Raw genomic sequence first — 16,086 nt, 5'->3', positions numbered from 1 at the left:
CAATGTCCACTGCGGCCACCGTCACGCATCCCCCTTTTCGAGTCGTTCGAGCCGGTAGCCGTAGCCGTAGATAGGCGTCAGCCGATAGCCCTTCTCGGGGCGAAGACCGAGCTTCGCACGCAGCATCGATACGTGCGTGTCCATCGTGCGCGACGGAATGTCGATGTCCTGTCTCCAGATTGCTTCGAGAATATGCGCGCGCGACAGCGGCTGGCTCAGATGCCGGAACAGCAGCAACGCGAGTTCGAATTCCTTCTGCGTCAGCGTGACGGGCAGGCCGCGAGCGACCACCTGCTTCGATCCCAGCTCGAACTCGAATTCCCCGAAGATTTCCCGCGTCGCCGCCTGGTTGAGCTGGTATGCGCGGCGCAGCAGCGACCTGACGCGCGCGAGAAGCACGCTCGTAGCGACGGGCTTGACGACATAGTCGTCGGCGCCCTTGTTCAGCATCGCCGCGATGTCCGTCTCGCGGCTGCGGCTCGTCATGAACAGCACGGGCAAACGGTCGGACAGGCTCTGACGCACCCAGCGCAGCACCTCTTCGCCCGACATGTCGGGCACGTTCCAGTCGAGCACCAGCAGATCGAACGTCTGGCGGCGCAAATGCCTCACCAGCGCCTGGCCTTCGGCAAAAGCATGGCAATCGTGTCCATCTACCGCCAGCGACTGACAAACGAAGTCGGCTTGCGCCACGTCATCGTCCAGCACTGCAATTCTCATAAGACCCCGCACGCGAAATCACTCATCGGGCAGACGGACCGCATCGTCCGGGACGCGCTCTGTCCATCATGCCTTTGCTCCAGCGCCACTCAGCGCCGCCACCTTGTCGTCAACGTTTTCCTTCGGCCGCAGATGCGCGCTCAGCGCCGCCTCCAGCCCCTTCCTCACATGCTCCCACACGGCGTGCGCGTAGTCCGGCTCGCGCGACGCCCACTCCTGCGCGAGGTCGAACACGCGGCGAACCGTCGATGCGCAATTCGTCAGACCGGCATCGCCGCGTGTCGCGGAATCGCGCAGCCATTCGGCGAGCCACGGCATGTCCAACGCACAGGAATCCGCATAGGCTTCCATTGCCGCGCGAGCGTGATAGTCGCTCGCCGGGTCCAGCTGGATCCGCCGCCCGTCGCTGCCGCCCTTGCGCGATTCTTCGCCGGTCCTGAACGGAATCCTCGTAGTGCCTGGTCTGAAAAACATCCGATCCCTCGGTGAACGACGACGATTCGAGTCCCTCTCCGTGCCGACCGGGCCGGGTAGCCCGAAAAATTGTCATCCGACGTTGACGGATTTTGACAATTTTGCGCACAGTATAAAAAGAGGGCGCAATAAAATCATTTAAAGATTGTTAGATCGGTTAGATCGGTTCGCCTAATCGATTGCTTTCGCCCGCCGGGGCCGCCCGCAAGGCAGCGCTTTCGACGGTGCGGCGGGACGCCTGTCATCGACCTCTCGTGGGCCTTTCATCGGCCTCGGGCCCGCCTCTCGCCCCTGCCGCGGGCCGTGATCGCTGGCTGCGGATTCACGTCGGTAGCCCTGAACTGTCGCCATCCGTCAGTTGTGGCGATCTGCTGTCACCATGAACTGTCAAACGGCTGACGGCCACAAAGCGGATGAATTGACAATTGAGCAGACGGGGCCGTGTCGATTGCAGCGGTCCCGCTCATCGTCGCCGACTCGCCGCTCGCGGCACGCGAACTACCGGATGGTTGCCGGCTCGCACCGGCAACCGATCGGCAGATGAGTTACGGATGCACGACGTGGGGCAGCGTTCCACCCGCGCCACGTGCGGCCACGCCTTCCTGCAGGATCACGCACATGCTCGTGAACAGGACGAGGACGATGAGCGCCATGCTGCACAATCCGATGATTCTCCAGGTCTTCATCTTCGCCATCCCTGTAAGCAGCGTGCGATGAGCGCGCGTTGCGAATGAAAGGCCTCGGTAATGCTTTGAGTCGCGGCTTGAACACTTCGCGAATCGCGCCGTGAATCGCGCTGGGAATGAACCCTCAGGAAACGCGGCCCGTCACGGCATCGCGAATCTCACGCAGCAGCAGCACGTCTTCCGATGGCGCGGCGGGTGCGGCTGCGGCGACCGGGTCCGGACTGCGCAGACGATTGATGAACTTCACCATCATGAAGATGATGAAAGCGAGGATGATGAAGTTGATCAGCACGGTGACAAAAGAGCCGTAACCGAACGCCGCGACGCCGGCAGCCTGCAGATCTTTATAGGAGTCCGGGTTGCCCTTGAAGGTGGACGGTATGTCGCCAAGACGTATGAACATGTTCGAGAAGTCGAGGCCGCCAGTCGCGACACCGATCACGGGCATGATCAGATCCTTAACCAGCGAATTGACGATGCCCGAAAAGGCACCGCCAATGATGACGCCGACAGCAAGATCCATTACGTTGCCCTTGAGGGCAAATTCCTTGAATTCCTGAACGATAGCCATCGACTTTCCTTTATCTTTTTGCGAGCAAATTGCAATGACTTCTGCGTGACGACTTGATGACCGCGACGTGTCATTCGCACGCTTTAACGGTCATCGGGACGCTGGATAGTCCAGTCTGGTAGTTCTCCCTGATTGCCCTCGTATTCGAAGAAATTCGAATTGCGGTAGGTACTATATGAGATTCGCGAATCGAATTCTTTTAGCAATTGTCAAGTTGGAGAACAAACACGAATGACAATTCCGGTGTGTGCCTTTGATGCAATGACATAGCGAAAGAAGACGTGCACATGCGTGTCGTGCGGAAACTGCACTAACATTATTTAAAAAACGAACACATCGGGTTTTGGTAGTCTTTTGACGTCAGAATCGATCGTCGTATGTGAACGAGCAGTGCAACAGCTTCGCAGCCTGCGCAACGTTGTCCGATAATGCGAGGGATTCATCATGCTGATGTGGATTGCAAACTGGGCAGCACGCCACGCGCCGACGCCCGAGAAACAGGCCGAACGCGCGGTGGATGAACTGCGCATGGAATTGTTCCGTGCCGAACAGCAGGTAATCGACGCACAGTTGCGCGCCGAGTACTACCGGTCTCGCCTGATCTTCCTCGAAGATGTCACGAGAAAGGGCATCGAGGCGGTGTCCGATCAGCGCAAAGGACAACAGGACGTGTCACTGCCGACTCGCCCGGGACCGAGGCTCACTGCCGCGCAATAGCGGCATCGCGACTTGCGACGCAGGGAATGTGTTGAAAGCCGAAGGGATTTGCGACGCAAAACCCTTCGGCTTATTTGAATGACCGCGAAGAAGACTTCACAGCTGCAACTCTGCCGCGATTCGAGTCTTCATACGTGCAGCCAACGCATCGACGATTACACAACTGCCCGGTCTCGTCTTGCACCGGCCGGCATGCGGTACGCGATTACGCCTGGGAACCCGAGGCGTCATCCGCTTGCGTATCGTCCGCTGCCTCTTGCGCGTCATCCTTTTTCTTTTCGATCAGCGACTCCAGCGCGCCCGCGCCTTCGAAGCCTGCCACTGCGGCCGCTGCCTTGGTCAGCAGACCTGCATCCGAATCAACCTTTTCGAGCGCTTCGACTGCCGCTACTGCGCCCGCAATTTCGCCTACCTTGTCGAGGATTCCCATATCACGCTCCCTTAAAAGAATTCGTTGCCCACATCGAGCCATGCCGCATACGCGCTGCCGTCACACGCTGCCAATAGCATCTTCATTCACAACGCAAAAAAAGAAGCCGCAGCCACGGCTGCGGCTCTAAATGCCACTTGCGGTACGGTCACCGCGTCTTCATTCTCGTTCGTTGTCCCGCAGGCATCAACGTCGATCGTGCAGATTTAACCATCTTTGAACTTCTGACGATGTCGCCCGCGCATCTGTTCGTCGAATGGGTTTTTGCAGATCCTGCGAATCGACGCGCGCAGTCACGTGATCGCGATAGCGCCGCTGCCCGCGCGTATCGTCAACGCAGCGCCTGGTTCAAGCATGATGCGTCGTCCGCGCGCGGCGACAGCGACTTCCTGCGTGTTGTCGCGCGCAGCACGCAGCGCAACGGCCTGCACGCCACCTTCGAGTTGCAACTGCTGATGACGGAACATCAGCGACAGGCAGGTTCGCGGCAATTCTCGCGGCCACGCAGGATCGAATTGCAACACGCCGTCTTCGAAGTCCACGCCGCCATAATGACGCACGACGACATCGAGCGTCCCCGCCAGCGCGCCCAGATGCAATCCCTCGTGAGCGCTGCCCTCGCGCGGCGTGACATCGGTTGCCAGCGCATTGGAGAAGTACTGCCACGATCGCTCGGGCTGGCCGCGCGCGAGCGCGCCAGCGCACACCACCTGCGACAGACTCGATTCGTGCGTCATGCGAGCAAGGTAATAGTCGAGCGTGCGGCGCGCGGCAGTTGCGTCGAACGCATAGCCCGCCTGTGCGAGCAATTCGCGCAAGTTCGTTTCGCCGAGCAGATAGAACAGCATCACGACGTCGGGCTGCTTCGCGACCTGCCATGCGTTCACCGTATCGCCGGCACGTTCGAGCGACCAGTCCACGCGCGCGCCGTCATCGGCGAGTCCTTTCGGATCGGCGGCTCGGCGCAGGCGCGCGAAGCCTTCGAACTGTTCGATCACGCCATCGTCGACGAAAGGCACAGCCAGATTGCGCGCAACGTCGAGCCATCGATCAGGCTCGTCGTCGCGCAACGCAATCTTGCGCGCCAGCGCGGCGCGGTCGCGCTCGACGAGCGCTGCCAGCGCCTTGTGCGCGCAGCGCAGCGTCCACATCGCCATCACGTTCGTGTATGCGTTGTTGCGCAAGCCGGGCCTGTGCGTTTGCGGCGATAGATCGTGATACTCGTCCGGCCCGATCACGCCGTCGATCGCATAGCGGCCGCTGTGTTCGTCGAAGGCCGCCGCGCTCGCCCAGAAGCGCGCGATTTCGATGATCATCTCCGCACCGCGATCGCGAAAGAATCCGTCATCCGCCGATGCACCCCAGTAGCGCCAGATATTCCACGCGATCGACGAGCCGACATGCCGTTCGAGGCGCGTGTGGTCGCGCATCCATCGGCCGTCGAGCGGATTGAACTGCAGGCGCGGTGTTTCTTCATCGCCCGTTGCCGCGCTTCGCCACGGATACATCGCGCCTTCGAGACCCGCCGCGCGCGCCGCCAAGCGAGCCACGTCGAGACGCCGGTAGCGATAGAGCAGCGGCCCGCGCGCATGATCCGGCTCGTCACGCGTGACGACGGGCAGCACGAACAGGTCGTCCCAGAACACATGGCCGTGGTAGCCCTCCTGCCAGCCGCGCGCGGGAATGCCCGCGTCCTCGAGCGCCGAATGCGCGGAGACCGTCTGCAGTACGTGAAATGCGCGCAGATTCAGTTGACGCACGAGCGGTTCGTCGTCGCCATCGGCGCGCACGCCGTCCCACGTCGGCTGCCACGAGCGAAGATGCGCGTCATACAGACTGTCTGCGTTGCGTGCGCGATGCACGGCAGCAAGCGCCGCATCGGCGGGGTCGGGAGCGACTGCATCGCGCGACGTATGCACCGACACGATCTTGTCGATGCATACCGTCTCGCCCGCGCGCAGATGCACGGTACGACGCGTGAAGCAGGCCGCGCCCTCTTTCCATTCGACGCGTGAGCCGATTTCCTCACTCGCGCACTGCACGTCCACACGCGATCCGATCGCGATGCTCACCTGCGCGCCCGACAACATCGCGCTCGTCAGCAGCACGCCATCGGGCTGCATCGCGTGCATCGCATCGACGATGTGGCGGCCGTCGAACGCGCGCTGCCTTTCGACGATCGCGTTGCGCACGTCGCCGTCCGTGCCGTCGGCGATATCGAGCGGCCCCGACCAGTCGCACGCCGTGACCTGCCAGCGAATCACGAACACGGACGGATGCGCCGCGCTGACAAAACGCGATTCGACGATCTGCGTCGTGCTGTCCGCCAAGCGCAGCAAAAGCGTACGCGTTGCCTGCGCCGTCTCCATGTCGAGCGCATGCGTGTAGCGAACGAGCTGCGCCGTCTGCGAGCCGAGCCACGGCTCGCCGCTGCGCCGAACCGCGAGCACCGTCGCATCCGGCAAGCGCGGCAGGAATGCCGCGCGCAAAGTCTCGCCGTTCGCACATGCTGTCATCGAGTTGTAAAGCCCCGCGCGATAGATGCCGGGATAGTGCGCGTGCGCTTCGTCCAGCGGGTAGTTTGCCGGGAAGTCGAAGGTACGCGCGAGGCGTTGTTCCGGCGCGCTTGCACGCACGAACAGCACGCCATTGCCGAGACCGAGCAGCGACTCGCGGCGCCGCTCGTCGCGCGGATCGTAGGCATCGAAACGCAACGGATGCGTGTCAGGATTCATGAGCGCTCGGCGAGCAATCAACGAACCCGGCGCATCGTCAGATGTCGTCGATTGAAAATTTTCCCTGCGCCGCGTGACGAAAATCGGGTGTCACCGATGAAGACTCAATGCGCGAAAACGTGCCATCATCGATCGCACCGGCGTACGTCGCTCGCGTCGTTGCCTATGACGTCGCCCATGATCCGCGATGCATGCAAGCCGGGCGCGCAACATGCTTGATCGCGAGGTTGCAGATCAGATTGCTCGCGCATGTTTTGCGCATACCGGCCGAACATGCATTTCGTATCGGCACGCCGACGATCCGGAGGGATACAGCATGAACGACGAAAAGAAAGCGGACGCGTCCAGGGCTTCTTCGGGTGACGCGTCAAAGCCCAGGCCCCCATTGAACATCGCAAGCTGGTTGAGCGTGCTCTTTGCCGCGCTGTCGGGGCTGTATCTGCTCGCGGGCGGAGCGTGGCTCGTCGCGATCGGCGGGTCGCCTTATTACGTGGTTGCCGGGATCGTGCTGCTCGTGGTCGCGTGGCTTGCATATCGACGCAATGGGCTCGCGCTGCTGCTCTATGCGCTGCTGCTGATCGGCACGCTCGCGTGGGCCATCGCAGAATCGGGCTTCGACTTCTGGGCGCTCGTGCCGCGCACCGATATCCTTGTGCTGTTCGGCCTGTGGCTGTTGCTGACGTTCGTCTTTCAGGCGTTCGGCACGTCGGCGCGAGCCGGCGCGCTCGCGCTCGTCGCGTGCCTCGTCGTCACGGGCATCGCGCTCGCGTATGCCGCGTTCAACGATCCGCAGCAGATCAACGGCACGGTCGCGGCAAACGCGGCGACGAATGCGGCGGCGCCAGCGCAAACGGATGTCCCGCGCGAGGACTGGACGGCGTACGGCCGCACGCAGGCAGGCACCCGCTATTCGCCGCTCACGCAGATCGACCAGCACAACGTGAAGGATCTGCAAGTCGCGTGGACATTCGAAACAGGCGACAAGAAAGGCCCGAACGATCCCGTCGAAATCACGAACGAAGTGACGCCGATCAAGGCCGGCGACATGCTGTACCTGTGCTCGCCGCACCAGATCCTGTTCGCGCTCGATGCCGCGACGGGCAAGGAGAAGTGGCGCTTCGATCCGGGCCTGAAGGCCGACCCGAGCTTCCAGCACGTGACCTGTCGCGGCGTGTCGTATCACGAGACGGCCGCCGCCAGCAGCGGCGCCGCGCAAGGCGCGCAGCCCGCTTGCGCGCGGCGCGTGATCCTGCCCGTCAACAACGGCCATCTGTTCGAGCTGGATGCTGCAACGGGCCAGCGCTGCGCCGGCTTCGGCAACAACGGCGACCTCGATCTCCAGCATCTGCAGCCCGTCACCACATCGGGGCAGTACGAACCGACATCGCCGCCCATCGTCACCGACAAGATCATCGTCGTCGCGGGGTCCGTGACCGACAACTATTCGACGCGCGAACCTTCTGGCGTGATACGCGGCTTCGACGTCGAAACGGGCAAGCTCGTGTGGGCCTTCGATCCCGGCTCCAAAACACCGAACGAGATTCCCGACGACCAGCACAGCTTCATTCACAATTCGCCGAACTCGTGGGCGCCTTCCGCCTATGACGCGAAGCTCGATCTCGTCTATCTGCCGATGGGCGTGGCAACGCCCGACATCTGGGGCGGCGACCGCACGCCCGACAACGAGCGCTATGCAAGCGGATTGCTCGCGCTGCATGCATCGACGGGCAAGCTCGCGTGGTTCTATCAGACGGTCCATCACGATCTGTGGGACATGGACGTGCCCGCGCAGCCGACGCTCGCGGATATCCCCGATAGCAGCGGCAATGTCGTGCCCGCGATCTACGTGCCGGCGAAGACAGGCAACCTGTTCGTGCTCGATCGCCGCACGGGCAAGCTGATCGTGCCCGCGCCGGAACAGCCCGTGCCGCAAGGCGCTGCGAAAGGCGATCATGTATCGCCGACACAGCCGTTCTCGCAACTGACCTTCCGTCCGACGAAGAATCTCACAGGCGCCGACATGTGGGGCGCAACGATGTACGATCAGCTCGCGTGCCGCGTGATGTTTCACCGGCTGCGCTACGAAGGCACGTTCACGCCGCCATCCGAGCAGGGAACGCTGGTGTTCCCGGGCAATCTCGGCATGTTCGAATGGGGCGGGCTCGCCGTCGATACGGACCGGCAGATCGCGATCGCGAATCCGATCGCTCTGCCGTTCGTCTCGCGGCTGATGCCGCGCGGCCCCGGCAATCCGATCGAGCCGGCGGAGGCCGGTCCCGCCGGCACGGGCACCGAGGTCGGCATCCAGCCTCAATACGGCACGCCGTTCGGCGTGACGCTGAACCCGTTCCTATCACCCGTCGGACTGCCGTGCAAGCAGCCCGCGTGGGGCTATGTCGCAGCCGTCGATCTGAAGACCAACCAGATCGTGTGGAAGAAGCGGATCGGCACGGTGCGCGACAGCGCGCCTGTTCCGCTGCCGTTCAAGATGGGCATGCCGATGCTCGGCGGCCCGATCACGACGGCGGGTCATGTGTTCTTCATCGGCGCGACGGCCGACAACTATCTGCGCGCGTTCAGCACGGACACGGGCGAGGAGCTATGGCGCGCGCGCCTGCCCGCAGGCGGACAGGCCACGCCGATGACCTACGAGATGAACGGCAGGCAGTACGTGGTCATCGCCGCGGGCGGGCACGGCTCGTTCGGCACGAAGCTCGGCGACTATGTGATCGCGTATGCGTTGCCCAACAAGTGACGCTCGTTCATCAGCGGCAAGTGCACGTTAGCGGGCTTCATGGCTCGGCAGGAGGCCCGCTAACACTGCGATCCGTATTGCTTGAAGAACGCTCAATGCCGGACGCCCGGTGCTGCTCAAGGTTCCAGCTTGACCTTGATCCAGCCCGGCTCGCGCTTGTCGAAGGCCTGGTACGCTTCGATCGCATTCGTAATCGGCTCGCGATGCGTGAGGATCGACGCAGGATCGAATGAGCCGTTCGCTACGAGTTCGACCAGCCGCGGCACGATCGAGCGATGATTGCAGTTGCCCATCTTCACGGACAGATTGCGGTTCATCGCCTCGCCTATCGGGAAGAAACGATCGTTCATCGGATAGACGCCGATCACCGATAGCGTGCCCGCCTTCGCCACTGCCTTCACTGCCCACTGCAACACTTGCGATGGACCGCTGCCGGGTTTCCATTGACCGTCCTGCACGTTCTGCTCGGGCGCGATCTCGCTGAGCTCTTCGTCGAACTTGCCTTTGTCGGTCTGAGCGTTTGCGGCGGGGCCCTGTTCCGCGCGCTGCGCATCGACGCCCACTGCATCGATCACGCGATCGACGCCGATGCCGCCCGTCAGTTCGAGGATCGTCTGCACGGGATCGTCGTCGTCGAAGTTGACGACCTCGGCGCCTTGTGCGCGCGCCATGTCGAGACGCGAAGGCACGCGATCCACGGCGATCACGCGGCCCGCGCCCATCAGCTTCGCGCTGGCGATCGCAAACTGGCCGACAGGCCCCGCGCCGAACACGGCAACCGTATCGCCGAGCTTGATCTCCGCGAGTTGCGCGCCGAAATAGCCGGTCGGAAAGATATCCGACATCAGGATCGCGCGATCGTCGTCGACGTTGTCGGGCAGCCGAAGCAGGCTCGCGTTCGCGAGCGGCGTGCGCGCGTATTGCGCCTGCAAGCCGTTGAACGGCCCCGTCGATTTCGGGCCGCCATAGAAGGCGGTGCCCGCAAGCGGCCCGTTCGGATTCGCGGTGTCGCATTGCGCCGTATAGCCCGCGCGACAGTACGCGCAATAGCCGCACGAGATCGTCGACGGCACGAGCACGCGATCGCCCGGACGCAGATTGCGCACGTTGCGACCCACTTCCTCGACCATGCCGACGCCCTCGTGCCCGAGTATCGTCCCCGGCTGCATGCCCGGCATCGTGCCGCGCACCATGTGCAGATCGGTGCCGCATATCGCGCTCGATGTCACGCGCACGACGGCATCTGTAGGCTGCTCGATGACGGGATCGGGAACGGTGTCGAGCCGGATATCGCCGATACCGTGAAATACGACTGCTCTCATGTTGCGCACTCCCTTTGATGAACATGAATCGAAACGCGCCCGCTAGACGCGGGCATCTGTGCGAATCAGCCGCATGTGCCATTCCCGCGCCGACGTGCCGTTCGAGTCCCGCGTTCCGCTGCGTTCCGCTGTGTCCCGATAGCGGGCCCGCGACTTGCGGCGTGTCCCGACATCTCCTGTCAGCCTTGGGGGTACTGCATCGTGGCCACCGTTGTGAGCATCGGCAGCATCAATCTCGACCTCCAGATGCGCATCGACGAGCCGCCTGGCGCGGAGACCGTTCGCGCCCGCGATTTCTCGCGGCTATCGGGCGGCAAGGCGGCGAACCGTGCGTATCTCGCGCGCCTGCTCGGACACGAAGCGATGCTGATCGGCATGGTCGGCAGCGACGATTTCGGCAACGAAGCGCTCGCGCCGCTCAGCGGCATCGGCGTCGACGTGAATGGAGTCGGCGTTGCGCAAGGTGTCGCAACGGCCGTGTCGATCATCGTGGTGCCGCCCGACGGCAAAAAACGCATCGTGTTCGCGTCGAATGCGAACGAGGCCTGGAACGAAAGCGATATCGATCTCGCGACCCGCGCGCTCGCGTCGGCGCCACGCGACGCCGTCGTGGCAATGGACTGCGAAATCGCGGCCGGTGCATGCGCCGCGTTGCTCGATGCCGCGATCGAGCGAGGCGCGCGCGTCGTGCTCGACCCGGCGCCGCCGGCGCATGCGCTCGATCAACGGGTGCAACATCTGTGGTCCGGCGTATACGCAGTAACGCCCAACGAAGAAGAAGCGGCCGCGCTGACAGGCATTCGCATCGAATTCGGGCAAGATGTCGTGTGCGCGGCTCGCTGCCTTCACGATCGCGGCGTCGCGCTCGCGGTCGTGAAGCGCAGCGATGGCGGCTGCATCGCCGTATCGGATGACGGCGTGATTGCCGTACGCGTCGGCAAGGTGGACGTCGTCGATTCGACGGGCGCAGGCGATGCGTTCACGGGCGCGCTGGCCGCCGCGCTCGCCGAGCGGCGCCCGCTCGATGCCGCGTTGCGTTTTGCGACTGCCGCTGCGAATCTCGCCGTCACGCGATGGGGGTCGCAACCGGCCTACGGACGGCGCGACGAGATCGAAACGTGGTCCGCGAAGCTGACCACGGAAAGAATCGATGGTTGATGCCCGAGCGCATTGCCGCGCCGCATGTCTGACCCGTCTGCCCTGCCCCGCCCTGTTCTTTCCCGCCGCGCACCCATCCCGCGAGAACCCATCGGTGCGAAGTCCAGTAGCGACAGGCATGTCCGGAATATTCCGCTTTCGGACACATCGCGCTTCTCCGCAACCACTTTCTGCGCGGCTAGAATCCGTTTGACAATTGAGGGCGCGTAGCCGCGATCGAAATGCAGTGCCGGGTGATCGCGCCGCAATGACGCCAGGACGCAAGAAGAGAGGTGACCAGATGACGAGCATTCGTGATTTGCCACTGCCAGTGGATTCGGACGAACAGCCGGCGCGGCGCATTCTTCCTTATGTGCTCGTTCATGTGCTCGAACGGCTGGGCGAGCGCGACGAGTTTCCGCAAGAGTACCTGCCATATCTGCTCGTGGCTGTCGAGCGCATCAAGAACAGCCATTCGTGAGGCCGACACTCAACCAGAAAGCGCCCCTTGACGCGCTGACTTCCGATTGCCGATGGAAACACTCGATCTGGAACCGCAGGTGCTCGCAAATGGCCGTGGCGTGACATTCGGCCTCGTGCATCAGAACAGCACCGTCGAATGCGTGATCAGCATCGCTGCGCTCGAAGCGTATTTCTGGCTCGAACCGAAGGCGAGCGACGCACGCGTGCTGAAGACCTTCCGCGACGGCTATGGCCGCATCCGCGCCATCGCGGAGCGCAAGCTGCTCGCGCATCAGGCCGCGCATATCGAGCTGACGGCGGACGATTTCGCGCGTCGTTGAGCTCAACGGCTAAAGCATTGCGTGGCATAGCCCGCCGTCGCGCCGCCCGCATCAACCGCGCGATCGTTGCCGATGCGCCGTCTCACCCGCAGGCCCCGCCTGCAACATCAGCGACCCGCATCCGAGCAGCAGTCCGACCGCGCATACGCCCGGCCAGTGCCATACGCTCCACGCCCAGATGCCCAACGACGAGCCGAGCGCGCCGCCCGCAAAGCGAATCGCCATATAAAGCGTATTGATGCGGCTGCTGGCGTCGCTTCTGATGCTCATATTGCGCGCCATGTTCGCGACATGCCCGCTCTGCAATCCGAGGTCGAGAACGATGACGCCTGCGACGAGCCCCGCGATCGTGGAACCCGCCAGTGCGAGGATCGCGAACGCCGCGACGAAGATCGCGCCGCTCGCCAGCACGACGAGACGCGGATTGCGCGTGTCGATCAGCTTGCCCGCGCTCGTCGATGCAAGCGCGCCCGCTACGCCGACGAGTCCGAACAGCCCCGCCACCTCGCTTCCGTAACTCGCGTCCATGCTGCGCAAGTGAAACGCCAGCGTTGCCCAGAACGCGCTGAATGCGGCGAACTGAAGCGCCGCGATGGCCGACGTTTGACGCACGAGCGGCTCTTCGCGGAGGAGCGTCCAGAGCGAACCCATCAAATGGCGATAGGTGCCCGTGTAGCTCGGCTGGCCGCGCGGCAACATGCGCGACAGCACGGCAGCCGTGACGAGCATCGCAGCCGCCGCGAGCCAATAGACGGCGCGCCAGCCGAAGTGCCCGGCGATCGTTCCGGAAATCGAGCGCGACACGAGGATGCCGCACAACAGCCCGAACATCACGATGCCGACCGCTTCGCCGCGCTGCTGAGGCCCAGCCAGTTGCGCCGCGAACGGCGTGAGCAACTGCGGCGCGACGCTCGCGAGGCCGGTCACGAAGCTGGCGGCGACGAGCCAGTTCAGTGTCGGCGACAGCGCGACGGCAACGAGCGAAAGGCTCGCGGCGCATAGCAACGCGCGCAGCATCGAGCGGCGCTCGAGCATGTCGCCGAGCGGCACGAACAGTAGCAGGCCGAGCGCATAACCTGTCTGCGCAGCCACCGACACCGTTCCCGCCTGCCGCTCGCTCGCATGAAACGCAAGCGCGAATTCGGCCAGCAACGGCTGGTTGTAGTAGTTGTTCGCGACCACGATGCCGGCCGCGGCTGCCATCAGCCAGTAGATCGAACGTTTCATCCTTGCGCTCCAAAGCCTGGACGCGGGGCGACACATGCCGCCATCGGCCGCCTCTTGCGCAACGAATGTAGACTATTCCGTAAATCGCCGGTATCCCTGTCAATCGGCAAGCACCCTTGCGAAATCCGGGAGACTCGAATCATGGACCGATTTGAAGCAATGAACGTCTACGTGCGGGTCGTGGAGGCGGGAAGCCTGTCCGCGGCTGCGCGCGCAATCCCGATGTCGTTGACTTCGGTGAGCAGGCACCTCTCGGCGCTGGAAGAGCAGTTCGGCGCGCAGTTGCTCCGGCGCACCACGCGCAACCTCGCGATGACGGACGAAGGACGCATTCTGTATGACCGTGCGAAAGCGATACTCGGCGAGGTCGATGAGCTCGGCAGTGCGCTGTCGGCCGGTCGCGGCAAGCTGTCCGGCCGTCTGCGGATCAGCGCGCCGAATCTGCTTGGCCGGCTCGTGATCGCGCCGCTGCTGCCGCGCTTTCTCGCGCTTCATCCGGAAGTCGCCGTCGATCTCGTGCTTGTCGACCGTGTGGTCAATCTCGTCGAAGAGGGCCTGCACCTCGCCGTGCGCGTGGGCCGTCTGCCGGATTCGAGTCTGGTTGCGCGCAAGCTCGATGACATTCAGATGGTCGTGTGCGCGGCGCCCGCGTATCTCGCGCGGCGCGGCACGCCCCGCGCGCCCGACGATCTGCGCAAGCACGATTGCCTCGTGTTCTCGGACGCGCCGGGCCCCGTCGACTGGCGCTTCCAGTCGGGCGCGACACGCTCGCGCATCGGCGTGACGGGGCGTCTGTGGATGAATAGCCTGGATGCCCTCGTGTCGGCGTCGATCGAAGGCGCGGGCGTCGTGCGCGCGCCCGGATGGCAGGTCGCGGCGCATATCGAGGCGGGACGCCTGCGGCTCGTGCTTGAGAAGTACGCACCGCCCGCGACGCCCGTCCACGTGCTGTTCGAACGCGCGAAGCTGTCATCGCCGAAGATCCGGACGTTCGTCGATTACCTCGTCGAACAATGGCCCGGCCGCTGACGGGCTTCGCGCATTTAGCGGTAAAACGCGTGGCGCGGTGAGGCGACTGCGCCGTCGCCGCGCACACGCCATGCGCCTACGGCCCGACGGTGCTTGCGCGGCGGGCGTCGTCGAGATCGTCCGTCGATGCCGCTTCGAGCGAAGGGTCGTGATGCAGCAGCAGAACGGCCGCCACGCCGATCATACCCGCGCCCGCGAGACACAGCAGACCCGCGCCGAACCCGCCCGTGCTGTCCTTGATCCAGCCCATCGCATAAGGTCCGAAGAAGCCCGCCAGGTTGCCGAGCGAATTGATCGCGGCGATGCCGCCCGCAGCCGCTGCGCCTGACAGGAAAGCGGCCGGCAACGTCCAGATCACGGGCAGGCAACCGAAGATCCCGAACCCCGCGATGGACAGCGCGGCCATCTTCAGCACGGGATTGTCGAGGCCAGCCGACGCCGCAATGCCGCCCGCCGCGACCAGCAATGCAATCGCGACGTGCCAGCGGCGCTCCAGCTTGCGGTCCGAGTGGCGGCCCCACGCGATCATGCTGATCACGCCGACCACATAAGGCAGCGACGTCACGAAACCTGTCTGCACGTTCGTCAGGCCGAACGACTTGACGATCTGCGGCAGAAAGAAGCTCAGGCCGTAGTTCGTTGCATTGGCACCGAAATAGATCAACGCAATGGCGAGCACACGTGGATTGATGAGCGCCTCCTTCACGCTGAATGCACGCACGGCCTCCCGTTGCCTGCGTTCCTCTGCCTGGCGCATGACGAGCCAGTCGCGCTCGTCAGTCGAAAGCCAGTGTGCATCGGCCGGCTTGTCCGTCAGGTAGAAGTACACGACAAACGCAAGCAGCAGCGCCGGCAACGCTTCAATCAGGTAGAGCCACTGCCAGCCCGCGAGCTGGCCGCGACCATCGAGCGACAGCAGCGCGCCCGATATCGGGCTGCCGATCACCGTCGACAACGGAATCGCCGCCATGAAATAGCCGACGACCCGCCCGCGATACACGGCGGGAAACCACAACGTCAGCAGGAAAATGATGCCGGGGAAAAATCCCGCTTCGGCGATGCCCAGCAGCACACGCAGCCCGTAGAACACATGAACCGACGACATTCCCGTATATCGGGAAATATCCGGAATGAAGGCCATCAGGCCAGCGAGAATGCCCCACGTGAACATGATCCGCGCGATCCAGCGCCGCGCGCCGAACCGCTCGAGCAGAAGATTCGACGGTACTTCGAAAAAGAAGTACGCGATGAAGAATACGCCCGCACCGAAACCGAACTGGCTTGCCGAAAAGCCCAGTTCCTTGTTCATCTGCAACGCCGCGAAGCCGACATTCACGCGGTCGAGATAGGCAATGAAATAACAAACGATCAGGAATGGCACGAGACGCATCATCACGCGCCGCATGGTGCGGTTTTCCAGCTCCATCGGTTGTCTCCTCCGAAATTGATCCGGTATCAATGCTTCACGAGACTACTCCTT

15 protein-coding genes are annotated in these 16,086 nt (G+C 63.5%); 6 read left to right on the top strand and 9 right to left on the bottom strand.

Annotated elements, in window-relative coordinates; all coding sequences use genetic code 11:
- Positions 1 to 21 precede the first annotated feature (21 nt).
- The 4 genes from AABE10_RS03950 to mscL form a co-directional block, all read right to left on the bottom strand.
- Positions 22 to 720: a response regulator transcription factor gene (locus AABE10_RS03950; protein WP_342931959.1), complete on the bottom strand. Its 699-nt coding sequence runs from the start codon at positions 718 to 720 to the stop codon at positions 22 to 24.
- A 66-nt stretch (positions 721 to 786) separates the two neighbouring features.
- Positions 787 to 1,194 carry a hypothetical protein gene (locus AABE10_RS03945; RefSeq protein WP_342931958.1) on the bottom strand — a complete coding sequence of 136 codons (408 nt, stop codon included), beginning with the start codon at positions 1,192 to 1,194 and terminating at the stop codon, positions 787 to 789.
- 545 nt (positions 1,195 to 1,739) lie between these two features.
- Positions 1,740 to 1,880 (bottom strand): hypothetical protein, encoded by a 141-nt coding sequence (locus AABE10_RS03940; protein WP_342931957.1) that lies wholly within the window; start codon positions 1,878 to 1,880, stop codon positions 1,740 to 1,742.
- A gap of 124 nt (positions 1,881 to 2,004) precedes the next feature.
- Positions 2,005 to 2,451, bottom strand: a complete 447-nt coding sequence (gene mscL / locus AABE10_RS03935; protein WP_342931956.1) for a large conductance mechanosensitive channel protein MscL — start codon at positions 2,449 to 2,451, stop codon at positions 2,005 to 2,007.
- Between the two features lie 444 nt (positions 2,452 to 2,895).
- On the opposite strand from mscL, the gene AABE10_RS03930 reads away from it, so the two are divergent.
- Positions 2,896 to 3,168 carry a hypothetical protein gene (locus AABE10_RS03930; protein ID WP_342931955.1) on the top strand — a complete coding sequence of 91 codons (273 nt, stop codon included), beginning with the start codon at positions 2,896 to 2,898 and terminating at the stop codon, positions 3,166 to 3,168.
- A 205-nt stretch (positions 3,169 to 3,373) separates the two neighbouring features.
- Here AABE10_RS03930 and AABE10_RS03925 read toward each other — a convergent pair whose 3' ends face one another.
- On the bottom strand, positions 3,374 to 3,598 hold the full coding sequence (locus AABE10_RS03925; protein WP_342931954.1) for a hypothetical protein: 225 nt from the start codon (positions 3,596 to 3,598) through the stop codon (positions 3,374 to 3,376).
- Between the two features lie 293 nt (positions 3,599 to 3,891).
- Positions 3,892 to 6,333: a glycosyl hydrolase family 65 protein gene (locus AABE10_RS03920; RefSeq protein ID WP_342931953.1), complete on the bottom strand. Its 2,442-nt coding sequence runs from the start codon at positions 6,331 to 6,333 to the stop codon at positions 3,892 to 3,894.
- Positions 6,334 to 6,649: 316 nt separating this feature from the next.
- Here AABE10_RS03920 and AABE10_RS03915 point away from each other — a divergent pair, with 316 nt between their 5' ends.
- Positions 6,650 to 9,088: a glucose/quinate/shikimate family membrane-bound PQQ-dependent dehydrogenase gene (locus AABE10_RS03915; protein ID WP_342931952.1), complete on the top strand. Its 2,439-nt coding sequence runs from the start codon at positions 6,650 to 6,652 to the stop codon at positions 9,086 to 9,088.
- A 116-nt stretch (positions 9,089 to 9,204) separates the two neighbouring features.
- On the opposite strand, the gene AABE10_RS03910 is transcribed toward AABE10_RS03915, so the two are convergent.
- Positions 9,205 to 10,410, bottom strand: coding sequence for a zinc-dependent alcohol dehydrogenase (locus tag AABE10_RS03910; protein ID WP_342931951.1), 1,206 nt, complete (start codon positions 10,408 to 10,410; stop codon positions 9,205 to 9,207).
- 201 nt (positions 10,411 to 10,611) lie between these two features.
- On the opposite strand from AABE10_RS03910, the gene AABE10_RS03905 reads away from it, so the two are divergent.
- The 3 genes from AABE10_RS03905 to AABE10_RS03895 all read left to right on the top strand — a co-directional run bounded on the left by AABE10_RS03905 (position 10,612) and on the right by AABE10_RS03895 (position 12,350).
- Positions 10,612 to 11,568 carry a PfkB family carbohydrate kinase gene (locus AABE10_RS03905; RefSeq protein WP_342931950.1) on the top strand — a complete coding sequence of 319 codons (957 nt, stop codon included), beginning with the start codon at positions 10,612 to 10,614 and terminating at the stop codon, positions 11,566 to 11,568.
- Between the two features lie 280 nt (positions 11,569 to 11,848).
- A complete protein-coding gene (locus tag AABE10_RS03900; protein ID WP_342931949.1) occupies positions 11,849 to 12,028 on the top strand; it encodes a hypothetical protein in 180 nt (59 codons plus the stop codon).
- A 52-nt stretch (positions 12,029 to 12,080) separates the two neighbouring features.
- Positions 12,081 to 12,350, top strand: a complete 270-nt coding sequence (locus AABE10_RS03895; protein ID WP_342931948.1) for a DUF1488 family protein — start codon at positions 12,081 to 12,083, stop codon at positions 12,348 to 12,350.
- A gap of 51 nt (positions 12,351 to 12,401) precedes the next feature.
- Here AABE10_RS03895 and AABE10_RS03890 read toward each other — a convergent pair whose 3' ends face one another.
- Positions 12,402 to 13,577, bottom strand: coding sequence for an MFS transporter (locus AABE10_RS03890; RefSeq protein WP_342931947.1), 1,176 nt, complete (start codon positions 13,575 to 13,577; stop codon positions 12,402 to 12,404).
- 141 nt (positions 13,578 to 13,718) lie between these two features.
- Between AABE10_RS03890 and AABE10_RS03885 the strand changes: the two genes are divergently transcribed.
- Complete coding sequence (locus tag AABE10_RS03885) at positions 13,719 to 14,606, top strand: LysR family transcriptional regulator (protein WP_342931946.1); 888 nt, start codon at positions 13,719 to 13,721, stop codon at positions 14,604 to 14,606.
- Positions 14,607 to 14,682: 76 nt separating this feature from the next.
- On the opposite strand, the gene AABE10_RS03880 is transcribed toward AABE10_RS03885, so the two are convergent.
- On the bottom strand, positions 14,683 to 16,032 hold the full coding sequence (locus tag AABE10_RS03880) for an MFS transporter (RefSeq protein WP_342931945.1): 1,350 nt from the start codon (positions 16,030 to 16,032) through the stop codon (positions 14,683 to 14,685).
- Positions 16,033 to 16,086 lie beyond the last annotated feature (54 nt).

The sequence above is a fragment of the Paraburkholderia diazotrophica genome (genome assembly GCF_038900755.1).
GTDB lineage: Bacteria > Pseudomonadota > Gammaproteobacteria > Burkholderiales > Burkholderiaceae > Paraburkholderia > Paraburkholderia diazotrophica_A.
Note: the sequence above shows the minus strand (reverse complement) of the source record. Positions and strands in the feature narration are given on the sequence as shown.